This window comes from Caulobacter sp. GW821-FHT11E11, assembly GCF_058808315.1.
This window is the reverse complement of sequence record NZ_JBXARO010000004.1, coordinates 557175-570849: the sequence shown is the minus strand read 5'-3', so window position 1 is coordinate 570849 and position 13675 is coordinate 557175. Positions and strand designations below refer to the sequence as shown.

Genomic DNA, 13675 nt, shown 5'->3' with positions numbered 1-13675 from the left:
GGGCAAAGTCCCTTCGGAGAAACCTCCATGTCCCGTCCCCGCATCGGCGCCGACGCCGCGATCGCCCAGCTGCAAGGCTGGAGCGCCGCTCCGGACCACAAGGACGCCATCGCCAAGACCTTCAAGTTCGCGGACTTCAACGAGGCCTTCGGCTTCATGACCCGCGTGGCGATCATGGCCGACAAGCTGGATCACCACCCCGAGTGGTTTAATGTCTACAACCGGGTCGAGGTGTTATTGACGACGCATGACGCGGATGGGGTAACGGAGCTGGATGTGACTCTCGCCAAATTCATGGACGGGGTGGCGGCCTAGCGCCCCCTCCGTCTCGCTGCGTATCCGCAGCGATCCACCTCCCCCGTTTCACGGGGGAGGAGTAGCGGCTTCCTCCTGCCCCGTTTGCGGGGGAGGTGGCGCGGCGCGAATACGGCCGTGACGGAGGGGGCGTCCACGATCGGCTCTTCCCTCCTGCTCCCTTCCAGTTCAAACTATCGTTTGAATTATAATCGGGAGGACGCCGCAAATGGCGCAGAGCACGGGCCGGGTCGCCGGCAAGAAGGCTTTCATCACCGGCGGCGCCCAGGGTCTGGGCGCGGCGGCGGGGCGGATGCTGGCCGGTGAGGGCGCCAAGGTCGCCCTGGCCGACCTGAACCTGGCCGGCGCGCAAGCCGTGGCCGACGAGATCAACGCCGCCCACGGCGCGGGCACGGCCTTCGCCTACCAGCTGGACGTCACCCAGGAAGACCAGTGGATCGAGGTGCTGGAGAAGGCCGCCGGCGACATGGGCGGCCTGTCGGTGCTGGTCAACAATGCCGGCATCGGCGGCGATGGGCCCATCGAGAGCCTGGATTTCGGCCTCTGGAAGAAGGTGATGTCGGTCAATGTCGACAGCGTCTTCCTGGGCGCCAAGCACGCCCTGACCCACATGCGCGCCCACCAGCCCGGCTCGATCATCAATCTGAGCTCGATCGCCGGCCTGATCGCCAACGGCAATTCGCCCGCCTACAACGCCTCGAAGGCGGCGGTCTGGCTGCTCAGCAAGAACATCGCGCTGTACTGCGCCAAGATGAAGCTCGACATCCGCTCGAACTCGATCCACCCGACCTTCATCGACACCCCGATCCTGGACGGCTTCTCGGCCCGGTTCGGCAAGGAAGAGGCCTTCGCCAAGCTGGCCCGCCAAGTCCCCTTGGGCCGGATCGGCGAGCCGAACGATATCGCCAACGCGGTGCTGTATCTCGCCAGCGACGAGAGCAAGTTCATGACCGGCGCCGAGATCAAGGTCGACGGCGGCATTTCGGCGATGTGATCGCGTTCCCTTCTCCCCTTGCGGGAGAAGGTGTCGCCGCAGGCGACGGATGAGGGGTTGAAGACCGCAAAACGCCGCGACAAGCCTTTCGGCCGTCGCGGCGTTTCTGTCTGTGCGACCCCTTACCCAGCCCTTCGGGCCACCCCTCCCGCAGGGGGAGAGGGGATAAGGATCAGCGCGGCGCCCGTTTGGCCAGGATCCGCTGCAGCGTCCGCCGGTGCATGTTCAGCCGCCGGGCCGTTTCCGACACGTTGTGGCCGCACATCTCGTAGACGCGCTGGATGTGTTCCCACCGCACGCGGTCGGCGCTCATCGGGTTTTCCGGCGGGGCCGGGGCGGCGTCCTTGGCGGCCAGCAGGGCGCGGGCCACGTCGTCGGCGTCGGCCGGCTTGGACAGGTAGTCGACCACCCCCGCCTTCACCGCCGCCACGGCCGTGGCGATGTTGCCGTAGCCGGTTAGCATGATGACCTTGGCGTCGGGGCGCGCGTCGCGCACCGCCTCAACCACCTTCAGGCCCGATCCGTCCTCCAGCCGCATGTCCAGCACCGCGTGGGCCGGAGCGGCGCCGCGCAGGATGGTCAGGGCCTCGGCGACGGAAGCCGCCAGGGTCACCTCGAAGCCGCGCTGCTCGAGAGCGCGACCCAGCCGCGTCCGTAACGGGCCGTCGTCGTCCAGCAGCAGCAGCGTCTTGTCCGGCAGGGCCGCGACCAGCTCACCAATATCCGCCATGAAGTCCGCGCCTCCCCAGCGCCAATACTCAACAGGCCAAATAACAACCCATAGTTTCCAGGATACGCACCGTACTTCAAGCCCCGATAAAGCCGGGAGCTTCAAGCGCGGGCCTGGGCCAGCGGGCCGAAACTACGGCGCCGCCACGACGTCCATTGCGGAAATCCACTGTGGCGCCGGTTCGTTCCAGCAGAGTCTTCGCGATAAAAAAGCCCAGCCCCATGCCGATATGGCCCGTGCGAGATCCTTCCGCGCCGGGACGGGTCGTGACATAGGGCTCGCCCAGCTTGGCCAGCACTTCCGGCGAGAAGCCGGCGCCGTCGTCGCGGGCTTCGATGACGATGTAGCGGGCGTCGAAGCGGGCGATGACGATCACCTCGCTGCGGGCGAAATCGACCGCGTTCTCGACGATCGAGGTCATGGCGTGGATGATCTCGGGCCGCCTCCAGATGTCGGGCGCGGTCTCGCCCGAAGGGCCGTTCACGACGGCTTCCACGCGGATGCCATGCACCAGGTGCGGCTCGATCACATCCTGGACCAGCTGGACCAGGCTCATGCGTTCGTGCACGGCGTCCTTGGCCTCGGGCATTTCGGTCAGGCGCTGCAGAATCTCGCGGCAGCGGGCGGCCTGGCCGATCAGCAGTTCGGCGTCCTCGCGGATCTCCTCGCTGACGGCGTTGCGGGCCATTTCGCGCGAGACGACCGAGATGGTGGCCAGTGGCGTGCCCAGCTCGTGGGCGGCGGCGGCGGCCAGGGCCCCCAGCGCCGAGAGCCGCTGTTCGCGAGCCAGCACGGTCTCGGTGACGTTCAGGGCCAGCTCCATCCGGGCGGACTCGCTGGCGGCCTGCCAGGCATAGGCGCCGGTGATGGCGATGCCGAAGATGCGGGCGCAGACCATGGTCCACAGCATCAGCGCGGTGGGCGTCGGCGACGGCGCCTGCCCGGCCAGGGTCGGCAGCGGCATGTGGAACAGGGCCAGCATCACGGTCGAGGCGATGGCCAGCAGGCCCAGGCCCAGGGCGTAGCGCGCGGGCAGGGTGGCCGCGGCCAGGGTGACGGGGGCGATCAGCAGCAGCGAGAACGGGTTCAGCGCCCCGCCGGTCAGGTACAGCAGGGCCGACAGCTGCAGGATGTCCCAGGCGATCTGGGCGGTGGCCTCGCCGTCGCGGGCCAGTCTCTGGCCGCTGGACGCCAGACCCAGCAGTACGTTCAGCCAGGCCGACAGGGCGATCAGGGTGAAGCACAGCGCCCACTGGACCTGCAACTTCAGGGCGAGGCCCGCAATCAGCAGGACAGCGGTCTGCCCGACCACCGAAAGCCAGCGCTGGGCCAGCAGGGTGCGAACCCTTAAGCGTCCACGGCGAAGCCCTGGCGCGGTCCACGACCAGGCGTCGTCTTGCGCCGGTTCGTCACCCGGATTATCGAGCCCTTTATGACGTTGATCGTCGGGCGTTCTCGCGAACGAAACGTCAGTCATGACCGCAAGATTGACCATAATCTCGCGCCTGGCGAGAGTAAAAGATCGGGCGGCCGCAAATGGATGAAATGCACATGCCTCGTCACCGCCTCTTGCTCATCCTGGCCTGCGTCGTCGGCCTCGCGGTGACTGCGGGTCTGGCCTGGAACGCCGGGGTCTTCAAATCCGAGCCGCCCGTGCCGATCGGCGGTCCGTTCCAGATGGTCGACCAGAACGGCAAGCCCGCCACCGAGAAGGTGCTGAAGGGTAAATGGAGCCTGGTGTTCTTTGGTTTCACCTACTGTCCCGATGTCTGCCCCGGCACGCTGCAGGCGCTGTCGGCGGCGACCGACCAGCTGGGTCCCAAGGCTAAGGACCTGCAGATCGTCTTCGTCTCGGTCGATCCGGGCCGCGACACGCCCGAGCAGATGAAGACCTACCTGTCGAATGACTTCATCCCGAAGTCGACCATCGGTCTGACGGGCACGCCCGAGCAGATCCAGGTCGCCGCCAAGGCCTACAAGGTCTACTACGCCAAGAACGGCGAGGGTCCCGGCTACACCATGGACCACTCGACGGTGACCTACCTGATGGACCCCAAGGGCCGCTACAAGACGGTCATCCCGTACGGCACCCCGCCGGACGAGATCGCCCGCCGGATCTCCGACGCGATGCGCGAAGGCTGGGAGCGCTACCATCTCAGCGAGCGGTGACGCTGTGACGCGGTGCAAAATGTCGTGAAAGAGTAGACTTTCTTAGGTCTCGGCGTGTTATGTTGCATTGCAACATCGCGAGTGCGCCATGCTCTACGCTCTACATGAGGCGGCTTATTACGCCTCCACCCCCATGCGCCAGATGGCGTTGGCGGCTCGGGACTTCTGGGGATCGCCGCTGAATCCGGCCGCCGACTCGGCGCTGGGCCGACGCATGCACGCCGGCGCGGATCTGTTCGCCAACGTCACCCGGCGCTACGGCAAGCCCAAGTGGGGCATCGACACGGTCAAGATCGGCCAGGTCGACGTCCGCGTCCGTGAGACCATCGTCTGGCAAAGCCCCTGGGCGCGCGTCATCCAGTTCGATCGCGACATGGCCGACATGCGCCGGGCCGGCAAGTTCAGCCTGGACCCCGCCGTTTTGATCGTCGCGCCGCTGTCGGGTCACTACGCCACCCTGCTGCGCGGCACGGTCGAGGCGTTCCTGCCCGACCATTCGGTGTTCATCGTCGACTGGGTCAACGCCCGCAACGTCTCGGTCCTGGAAGGCCGCTTCGACTTCCACGACTATATCGACCACATCATCCAGATGCTGTCGGTGCTGGGGCCGCGCCCCAATGTCGTGGCCGTCTGCCAGCCCGGTCCGCCGGTCCTGGCCGCGGTCGCCCTGATGGCCGAGCAGAACCACCCCTCGCGTCCGGCCAGCATGACCTTCATGGGCTCGCCGATCGACGCGCGCCTGTCGCCGACCGTGACCAACCAGCTGGCCGAGGAAAAGCCGTTCACCTGGTTCCAGTCGAACATGATCTACACCGTGCCGCCGCCTTATCCGGGCGCGGGGCGGCGCGTCTATCCGGGCTTCGTCCAGCTGGCCAGCTTCATGAGCATGAACGCCGAGCGCCACCAGGAAGCCCACCGCCGCTACTTCAACGACCTGGTGAAGGGCGACGGCGACAGCGCCGACAAGCACCTGGAGTTCTACGACGAATATCTGTCGGTCCTGGACCTGACCGAGGAGTTCTATCTCCAGACCATCGACATCGTCTTCCAGCAGTACCTGCTGCCCAAGGGCGAGCTGATGCACCGCGGGACCCTGGTGAAGCCGGAAGCCATCACCGACATCGGCCTGATGACGGTCGAGGGCGAGAACGACGACATCTCCGGCATCGGCCAGACCCAGGCCGCCCACGGCCTGTGCGCCAACATCCCCGACGATCTCAAGCTCGACTACGTCCAGCCCAGCGTCGGCCACTACGGCGTGTTCAACGGTCGCCGCTTCCGGGAAGAGATCTATCCGCGCGTGCGCAAGTTCATCCGCAAGTGCGATCCGCACTTCGAGGAAGAGGCGTAACGTTACGGACGCTTGCGGCGAGCCTCGGCGCACACGATCTTAGGCGCTGATGTTCGCGCGCGCTGCCCAACGTTTTTCCGACGGTGATCGACTGGAGATCGGCGGCTGGCCGGTCCGCCTGCGGGTGGACGGCCGGGCGCGGCGGATCTCGCTGCGCGTCGACCGGGCCAAGTCCGAGATCGTCGCCCTGGCTCCCAATCCCAAGCGCCTGAACGAGGCCGTCGCCTTCGCCCAGGAGAAGTCCGGCTGGATCGCCAAGCAGCTGGCGGCCCTGCCCGAGCGGATGAGCCTGGCCCCTGGCGGGACCCTGCGCCTGAACGGCCGGGCCTATCGGCTTGAGGCTGGCCCCGGCCGCGCCCGTATCGACGGCGACCGCATCGTCGCGCCCGACGACGCCAACTGGGGCCTCAAGGTCGTGCGCCTGGCCAAGCGCGAGGCGCTGGCCATCCTGACCGAACGCACCGCCGTCCACGCCGCCGCCCTGAACCGGCCGATGCCCTCGGTGGCCGTCGCTGATCCCAAAGCGCGCTGGGGCTCGTGCCGCCCGGCCACGCCCCGCACGCCGGCGGCGATCCGCTACAGCTGGCGGCTTATTCTGGCTCCGGCGGCGGTGGCCGACTACGTCGTCGCCCACGAATGCGCGCACCTGATCGAGGCCAATCACGGGCCGCGCTTCTGGGCGCTGTGCGAAGAGCTGGTCGGTGATCCCGCGCCTCACCGCGCGTGGCTGAGAGCCCACGCGGCGGAACTGCACGCGATCGGGGCTTAGCCCATGGAGAAAAGGCTCCCCCGCCATGCGGGAGAGCCTCTCTGTTTTCGTCCTAGTAAGGCAGCTGATCGGCCGGCGGCGTCGTGCCCGCCGGGGTCTCGGCCGCCGGGCCTTCCGGTGTCGGGGTCGGGTTGATCAAGTCGCCGATCGGGTCGGTGTTCTCGACCGGCGGAGGCTCGACCACGCCGCCCGGGATCGGGGTGGCCTTCAGGCGCGGCAGGGCGGCCGACATGAAGGTGCGCCAGACCTCGGCGGGCGCGCCGCCGCCGGTGACGCGCTTCATCGGCGTGTTGTCGTCCTTGCCGGTCCAGACGGCGGTGACGAAGCCGCCCGTATAGCCGACGAACCAGGCATCCTTGTAGTCGCTGGTCGTGCCGGTCTTGCCGGCGATGTCGTAGCCGGCGACCTTGGCGCGCGCGCCGGTGCCCGAGGTCACGACCGTGCGCATCATCTGGTTCATGTACTGCAGGGCCGGCGAGCCGATCACGGCCGACCGGGCCTGGCGGTCGACGCTGTGGTCGTACAGCACCTTGCCGCTGGCGGTGCGGATGCGCTCGATGCCGTAGCCCTTGGCCAGGAAGCCGCCGTTCGAGAACGGGGCGTAGGCCTGGGCCATCTCCATCGGCGAAACCTCGACCGCGCCCAGCGCCATCGACGGGTCCAGCTGGATCTTGCTGGTGATGCCCAGCCGCTTGGCGGTGTTGGCGACGTTGCTGGTGCCGACCTCGTTGGCCAGGCGCGCGGCGACCGTGTTGATCGACTGGGCCAGGGCCGTCTGCAGGGTCATCGGGCCCAGGTACTTGTTGGTGTAGTTGCGCGGCTCCCAGTTGCCGATCTTGACCGGCTCGTCGACGACCATGACGGCGGGCGTGCGGCCGGCCTCCATGGCGGTCAGGTAGACGAACGGCTTGAAGGCCGAACCGGCCTGGCGGCGGGCGGTGGTGGCGCGGTCGAACTGGCTGTCGGCATAGTCGGCGCCGCCCACATAGGCGCGGATGCGGCCTTCGCCGTCGATGGCGACCAGGGCCGCCTGCTGCACGCCCTGGGCCCCGTGGCCCTCGACGCCCAGCTTCACGGCGCGCTCGGCCGAGACCTGGATCGGCAGGTCCAGCGTGGTCTCGACGACGAGGTCCTCGGTCGGTTCGCCGACCAGCGAGCGGACCTGGGCGTCGATATAGTCGGTGAAGTACTGAGCGCGCTGGTTGGCCAGGGTGGCCGAGACCTGCACCGGCGTGCGGAAGGCCTCGTCGCGCTGCTCGGCGGTGATGGCCTTGATGCGCACCATCTCGTCGAGAACGATCGTGGCGCGGCGGGCGGCGCGCTCCTTGGCCGAGACCGGCGAATAGCGGGCGGGGCCCTTCATCATGCCGGCCAGCAGCGCGGCCTCGCCGATGGTCAGTTCCTTGGCGGGCTTGTTGAAGTAGCGCTGCGAAGCGGCCTCGATGCCATAGGCGCCGGCGCCGAAATAGACCCGGTTCATGTACAGGGCCAGGATCTGGCTCTTGCTGAACTTCAGCTCCAGCCAGACGGCCAGGATCAACTCCTGGGCCTTGCGGCGATAGTTCTGGGCCGGGCTCAGGAACAGGTTGCGGGCCAGCTGCTGGGTGATGGTCGAGCCGCCGCGCTGGGGACCGTCATGGGTGGCGTTCCACGCCAGCGACCGGATGATGCCCCAGGGGTTGAAGCCGAAGTGATGGTAGAACTGGCGGTCCTCGATCGCCACGAAGGCGGCCGGCACATATTTCGGCAGGGCGTCGATATCGACCGGCGGCGCATATTGGCTGCCGCGCACCGCGAGCAGGGCGCCCGAGCGGTCCAGATAGTTGATCGAGGGCTGGCGCTTGACGTCATAGAGCTTGGACGTGTCGGGCAGGTCGCTGGCGAACACCGCGAAGAAGGCCACGACGAAGATCAGGCCCCAGACGCCCAGGACCGTGCCCCAATAGACCAGGGCCTGGAGCGGGGTGCGCTGCGGCTTGGCCGCCTTGTTCCCGCCGAAGGGTCCGTTCGCCATGGTCGTCCTGTTTCCAAGTGCGCCGAGAGGCGCGCAATCACACGCGCTCACGCGCGTTCCGTTTAGCCGAAGCCCACAGAACGCGCGACAAGATTGACGAGAAGTGAACAACCGTTGCGGCGCTCTTGTGGCGGTGGTCTCTCGGCGCCATTGTGCCACCTATAATTGAGGAAACAAACAGCGAACGACCATGACGTTTATGGCTTCGTCATCTGAGGGCTCCCAAGTCGCGCTGGACTCCTTGGCCTCGCCGTCCGGGGCTGCCAAAAGAGCCCCCGTGTACGTTCCTCCCGAATCCCCCGAACTCGACCACGCCCGCGACGTCCTGCGGCGCACCTTTGGACATGCTGATTTCCGGGGCATGCAGGCCGGGGTGATCAACGAGATCCTGGCCGGCCACAGCGCCATGGCCGTGCTGCCCACCGGCGGCGGCAAGTCGCTGTGCTACCAGATTCCGTCGCTGATCCGGCCAGGTGTGGGCCTCGTCATTTCGCCGCTAATCGCCCTGATGGCCGACCAGGTCCAGGGCCTGCGCCAGGCGGGCGTGGCGGCCGAGCGGCTGGACAGCAACGTCTCGATGGACGAGCGCAGCGACATCTGGCGGCGCATCGACGCCGGCGAGGTCGACATGCTGTACCTGTCGCCCGAGGGACTGATGCAGCCGTGGATGCTGGATCGCCTGGCGCGCACACCGCTGGCCCTGATCGCCGTCGACGAGGCCCACTGCGTCAGCCAGTGGGGCCACGACTTCCGGCCCGAATACCGGATGATGGGGCGGCTGGCCGAGCTGTTCCCCGGCGTGCCGCGGCTGGCGGTCACCGCCACCGCCGACGCCCGCACCCGCGACGACATCCGCGCCGAGCTGCGCCTGCAGGGCGCGGCCGAGTTCGTCGACAGCTTTGCCCGTCCGGAGCTGGCGCTCAGCGCCGAGCGCAAGCGCGGCAAGGGTCATGACCGGGTGGTTGAGCTGGTGCTGGAGCGTCCGGGCCGGGCCGGCGTCGTCTACGCCGGCAGCCGCGACTCGACCGAGAAACTGGCCGAGAAACTCATCGCCGAAGGCATTCCGGCCCTCGCCTATCACGCCGGCCTGGACAAGGCCGTGCGCGCCAAGCGGCTGGAGGACTTCCTTGAGGCCGACGCCGCCGTGATGGTGGCGACGATCGCCTTCGGCATGGGCGTCGACAAGCCCGACGTCCGTTTCGTGATCCACGCCGACCCGCCGGCCGCCATCGAGGCCTATTGGCAAGAGGTCGGCCGCGCCGGGCGCGACGGCCAGCCGGCCGAGGGCATCACCCTGTACGGCTCGGCCGACATGGCCTGGGCCGGTCGCCGCATTGACACCAAGGACGCGCCCGACGAGGTCAAGCAGGCCCAGTCGCGCAAGCTGCGCCAATTCTATTCGATGATGGAGGGCGTCACTTGCCGCGCCGCCGCCGTCCGCCGCTATTTCGGCGAGGAGGGCGTGGCTCCCTGCGGCGTCTGCGACATCTGCGTCGCGCCGCCGACCGGCATCGACGCCACCGAGGCCGCCCAGAAGGCGCTGTCAGCCGTGCACCGCATGGGCGGTCGCTTCGGACGCGGCCGGCTGATTGAGCACCTAATGGGCAAGACCAAGGACGTCACGCCCCAGGAAGCCCAGCTGCCGACCTTCGGCATCGGTCGCGAGTTCAGCCAGCCCGTCTGGCGCGACCTGTTCGACACCCTAATCTTCGAGGGCCTGCTGCGCGAGGATCCCAATGACGGCCGGCCGCTGATCGGCCTGGGCGACGTCGAGGGCGTGCGGCAGGTCTATCGCAGCGAGCGCCGGGTGGCCCTGCGCCAGATGGCCGAGGCCCCCGAGACCGGCCGTGCGACCGGGGCCCGCAAGCGCCGCGAGGGCAAGGCCCTGACCATTCCCAGCGAGAACCAGGTGCTGTTCGAGGCCCTGCGCGCCTGGCGCAAGGAGCAGGCCCAGGCCCAGCATGTGCCGCCCTATGTCATCTTCCACGACGCCACCCTGGCCGAGATTGCCGCGGCGCGTCCGGGAAGCCTGGCGGCCTTGGGCAAGGCCGGCGGCGTGGGCCAAGGCAAGCTGGATCGTTATGGCGATGCGGTTTTGAAGGTGGTGCGGGAGAACTAAACGGCGCTGGGCGAGTTGGTACGGGGTCAAGCCGAGGAGCCTCCCCCATGACTGACATCAGCAGCTTTACCCCCGACACCTCGTCCGCCGCCGCCGCGCTGGACGGTGCGAAGAAAACGACCGCCGAAAAGACCCAAAAGGCCAAGGAAGCGGTCAGCAAGGCCGTGAAGTCGGCCCGCGAGACCGCCACCGAAGTGGCCGCCCAGACTCGCACCTTCGCGTCTGAAAAGGCCAAGGTCGGAGCCGCCTGGACCCGCGACAAGGCCCAGGTCGCCCATCACACCGCCGAAGAACACCCGATGGGCGTGGCGATTGGCGCCTTCGCGATCGGTCTGGGTGTGGGGTTCCTGATCGCGCGGAATCTGGACTAACTCCTTCCTCCGCTCATCCCCGCGAAAGCGGGGACCCAAGCGAACGCTCAGCCTGCTGCGCGGTTTGGGATCGCCTTCCAACTCAGCTTGGGTCCCCGCTTTCGCGGGGATGAGCGGGGTTGGGAGGCCTACAGCGCCAGCCGCTCGGCCTGCACCCCCGCGGCCCGCAAGGCCGCGAGGCGCGCAAACGCCAGCGTCAGGGCCTTGCGACGCGCCGGCGCCAAAGGCGTGAGCGGCGCTTCTCGCACGACCGCGCCGCCGAAGGCGTCGGTGACCAGCAGCCCCGGCTCGTCCGGCAGGATGCCCTCGGGAAAATGCGGCGCAACGGCGAAGTAGAAGGCGTCGCAATAGGGCGCATACTCGCCCCACTTCCGGTCGACCCGGAAGTCTTCCAGCCCCGACTTCACCTCGACGATCAGCACGTCGCCCTTGGGTCCCAGCGCCATCAGGTCGGCCCGCCGGCCATTAGGCAGGGTCACCTCGGCCAGCGGCGCATAGCCCAGATCCACGAGCAGCCGGGCGGCGCCGCGCGTCACGGCCAGGGTGGTCTCCGGCCGGGTCTGAAGTTCGATAATCACGTCCATCGCCGCGATCATGTTCCAGCTTTGTTCGCGAAACAAGCCCAGCGTTAGCGCGCGTAAACCAAGGCACTCAACCTCAGCGCAAGGTCTGTCCGCCATGGTGGCGTTCGATCGGCGGGGGACCGGTCGCTGCGCTTGGGGCCTTCGTGTCGAAATTCTTCAGCATCGGTCTGGCGTCGGTGGCGCTGGCGTCCGCCCAGACGGCGACCGCGCAGGAAACCATCGCCTACGGCAGCGGTCCCGCGCCCAGCTATCTCGATATGACGCCGGCCAAGGCCGGGCTGATCGGCGGCATGCTCGGCGCGGTCGTCATGCTGGAGAGCGGCAAGAACCTGATCCGCAAGAACGGCGTCGCCGACCCGGCCGTGGCCCTGGCCAGCGGCGTGGCGCGCGACCTGGCCGACCGGCGCGGGGCCGTGCTCTCCGAGCAGCCGATCGCCACCGACGGCCGATTCAAGCCCAGGCCCCTGGCCGCCGCCGCGCCCGGCGCGCGCTACATCGTGGCGGTGAACACCACCGCCTGGAACCACATGTACCGGCCGCTCCACTGGAACAGCTATGTGGTCGGGTATTCCGCCAAGATGGTCGTGGTGGATGTCCAGGCCGCGAAGGTCGTCCTCGAGGACGGCTGCGGTTGGGGCACGGGGAAGGTCGAGGGCATGAGCCGCGATGACCTAGTCAAGGATGGCGCGGCCCTGTTGAAGGAAAAGATGGCCCTGGCGACGACGCACTGCCAGGCGCAGTTCAGCCGCGCGCTGGACAAGCTGGACGGCTCCATGGCGGCGCCGCAGGCGATCGCCCAGCGGGACATGCCGATCGCCGCCCCGCCGCCGGTCGAGCCGCCGCCTGAGGCCACTCTGCCGCCACCGCCGCCGCCGATCCCGCCGCCGCCTGCGCCAGTCCTGGCCGCATCCATTTCAAAGCCGCCGCCTGAGCCCGTTCGCGCCATGCTCGCGCGACAGGCGCAGATCTCCCACGCCGACGTCGCCGCGACCGGCGAGACCGAGATCGCGATCCGGCCGCCATCCGCGCCGTCGCTGCCGGTCTATGCGTCCTATCCCGAGCCCACGCCGCTGCCGGACTTCAGGCCGCAGGCGCCGCCGCCGATCCGGCGTCATGCCGCCGGCCGTGACGAGGACGGCTACCTGACCTGGCCCAGCAAGCGCCCCTAGGGCGCCGGTTGCTGGGTCGGTCGCAGCAGGTTGGTGTCATAGCCCAGCGCCTTGGCGCGCGCCGTCAGGGCGGCGCGGTCGGCTTCGGTCGGGAGCTTGCGTGACAGCAGCCACAGATAGCGCCCGGACCCTTCACCGACGATCGACCAGCCGTAGTCGTCGGCATGGTCCAGAACCCAGTAGTCGCCGAAGAAGAACGGACCGAAGAAGCTGACCTTCAGCTTGGCGTTGGTCGCGGCGTCGGCGATTTTCGCCTTGCCCTCGCTGACCTTCACGGGGCCATCGACCGCGCCCTGGTGGCAGGTGTTGACCACCCGGATCAGGCCGTCGGGACGCTTGGAATATTCGGCGGTGACGCCCTCGCAGCCCTTCTCGAACCGCATGTCGTAGCGGGCGACTTCGTACCAGCGGCCGGCATAGCGTTCGAGGTCGACAGCCTTGGCCGGCTGCGGCGGGTTCGGGTTACCGACGGGACCGGCGACGCAGGCGCTCAGGCCCAGCGCGGCGACCGCCGCGAGGAAGGGAAGTCTCAAGCGCCGGCTCCTGGCGGATGTTGCGGGAATTCGAGTTTCGCGTAGCCAAGTTCCTTGACCCGCTCGAGGGCCACGGCCTTGGTGGCGACGGGCATGTCGGCGACGCGCGAGATCAGCCAGACAAAGTTGCCGCCCGGCGTGGCCATGATCGCCCACGAGCCGTCGGCGGCGCAGTCCAGCACCCAGTATTCCTGCTTCTTCAGGCCCCCTAAGAAGCTCATCGTGAAGCGGGTGTTCTGGCTGCCGTCCAGGATGCGGCCGTTGGTCGTGAAGACCTTCTCCTCGCCCAGGGGCGAGCCGCGATGGCAGATCTGGCGGACCTTGAAGGTCGAGCCTTGCGTGGTGAAGTCGGTGGTCGGCGCCTCGCAGTTGCGCTGGCCGGCATTGGGGGTGCGGGCGATCTCGTACCAGCGGCCGGAATAGAACTCGGCCGAGACGGCCTTGGTCGGCGGCTTGGCGGCCGCCAGAGCGCCGCCGACCGCCAGGGTCATGGCGAACACGGTCGCCAGGACGGACTTTGAAAAGCGCATGGGCGAACCTTTGCTAGGTCCGCCCAA

General features: G+C 68.2%; 14 protein-coding genes. 8 read left to right on the top strand and 6 right to left on the bottom strand.

Translation table 11 applies throughout. The features are described 5' to 3' along the window. Positions 1–27 precede the first annotated feature (27 nt). Both AC1RR5_RS13020 and AC1RR5_RS13015 read left to right on the top strand, forming a co-directional pair. Complete coding sequence (locus AC1RR5_RS13020; RefSeq protein ID WP_492922055.1) at positions 28–315, top strand: 4a-hydroxytetrahydrobiopterin dehydratase; 288 nt, start codon at positions 28–30, stop codon at positions 313–315. Between the two features lie 208 nt (positions 316–523). After that, positions 524–1309, top strand: a complete 786-nt coding sequence (locus AC1RR5_RS13015; RefSeq protein ID WP_492922054.1) for an SDR family oxidoreductase — start codon at positions 524–526, stop codon at positions 1307–1309. A 172-nt stretch (positions 1310–1481) separates the two neighbouring features. On the opposite strand, the gene spdR is transcribed toward AC1RR5_RS13015, so the two are convergent. Together spdR and AC1RR5_RS13005 are read right to left on the bottom strand one after the other, a co-directional pair. Then, the gene (gene spdR / locus AC1RR5_RS13010) at positions 1482–2039 is read right to left on the bottom strand and encodes a stationary phase response regulator transcription factor SpdR (RefSeq protein ID WP_291880393.1); all 558 of its coding nucleotides are present in this window, start codon (positions 2037–2039) and stop codon (positions 1482–1484) included. A gap of 76 nt (positions 2040–2115) precedes the next feature. Further along, complete coding sequence (locus AC1RR5_RS13005) at positions 2116–3516, bottom strand: ActS/PrrB/RegB family redox-sensitive histidine kinase (protein WP_492922053.1); 1401 nt, start codon at positions 3514–3516, stop codon at positions 2116–2118. Positions 3517–3590: 74 nt separating this feature from the next. Between AC1RR5_RS13005 and AC1RR5_RS13000 the strand changes: the two genes are divergently transcribed. The 3 genes from AC1RR5_RS13000 to AC1RR5_RS12990 all read left to right on the top strand — a co-directional run bounded on the left by AC1RR5_RS13000 (position 3591) and on the right by AC1RR5_RS12990 (position 6328). Then, positions 3591–4208, top strand: coding sequence for an SCO family protein (locus tag AC1RR5_RS13000; protein ID WP_492922052.1), 618 nt, complete (start codon positions 3591–3593; stop codon positions 4206–4208). 88 nt (positions 4209–4296) lie between these two features. Continuing rightward, a complete protein-coding gene (locus AC1RR5_RS12995) occupies positions 4297–5559 on the top strand; it encodes a polyhydroxyalkanoate depolymerase (protein WP_492922051.1) in 1263 nt (420 codons plus the stop codon). A gap of 49 nt (positions 5560–5608) precedes the next feature. Beyond that, positions 5609–6328 carry a M48 family metallopeptidase gene (locus tag AC1RR5_RS12990; RefSeq protein WP_492922050.1) on the top strand — a complete coding sequence of 240 codons (720 nt, stop codon included), beginning with the start codon at positions 5609–5611 and terminating at the stop codon, positions 6326–6328. A gap of 52 nt (positions 6329–6380) precedes the next feature. On the opposite strand, the gene AC1RR5_RS12985 is transcribed toward AC1RR5_RS12990, so the two are convergent. Continuing rightward, positions 6381–8342, bottom strand: a complete 1962-nt coding sequence (locus AC1RR5_RS12985) for a transglycosylase domain-containing protein (protein ID WP_492922049.1) — start codon at positions 8340–8342, stop codon at positions 6381–6383. Positions 8343–8619: 277 nt separating this feature from the next. Between AC1RR5_RS12985 and recQ the strand changes: the two genes are divergently transcribed. Both recQ and AC1RR5_RS12975 read left to right on the top strand, forming a co-directional pair. Then, positions 8620–10461 (top strand): DNA helicase RecQ, encoded by a 1842-nt coding sequence (recQ, locus tag AC1RR5_RS12980; protein ID WP_492922048.1) that lies wholly within the window; start codon positions 8620–8622, stop codon positions 10459–10461. Positions 10462–10508: 47 nt separating this feature from the next. Next, positions 10509–10832: a hypothetical protein gene (locus AC1RR5_RS12975; protein WP_492922047.1), complete on the top strand. Its 324-nt coding sequence runs from the start codon at positions 10509–10511 to the stop codon at positions 10830–10832. A 128-nt stretch (positions 10833–10960) separates the two neighbouring features. Here the strand turns inward: AC1RR5_RS12975 and mmcB are convergent, their stop codons facing one another. Continuing rightward, positions 10961–11416: a DNA repair putative endonuclease MmcB gene (gene mmcB / locus AC1RR5_RS12970; protein WP_492922103.1), complete on the bottom strand. Its 456-nt coding sequence runs from the start codon at positions 11414–11416 to the stop codon at positions 10961–10963. Between the two features lie 143 nt (positions 11417–11559). On the opposite strand from mmcB, the gene AC1RR5_RS12965 reads away from it, so the two are divergent. After that, on the top strand, positions 11560–12585 hold the full coding sequence (locus AC1RR5_RS12965) for a hypothetical protein (protein WP_492922046.1): 1026 nt from the start codon (positions 11560–11562) through the stop codon (positions 12583–12585). On the opposite strand, the gene AC1RR5_RS12960 is transcribed toward AC1RR5_RS12965, so the two are convergent. Together AC1RR5_RS12960 and AC1RR5_RS12955 are read right to left on the bottom strand one after the other, a co-directional pair. Next, positions 12582–13148 (bottom strand): lipocalin family protein, encoded by a 567-nt coding sequence (locus tag AC1RR5_RS12960; protein WP_492922102.1) that lies wholly within the window; start codon positions 13146–13148, stop codon positions 12582–12584. The genes AC1RR5_RS12965 and AC1RR5_RS12960 overlap by 4 nt on opposite strands. Continuing rightward, entirely contained in the window at positions 13115–13648 is a 534-nt protein-coding gene (locus AC1RR5_RS12955; protein ID WP_492922045.1) for a lipocalin family protein, read from the bottom strand. Before AC1RR5_RS12955 ends, AC1RR5_RS12960 begins: the two co-directional genes overlap by 34 nt. Positions 13649–13675 lie beyond the last annotated feature (27 nt).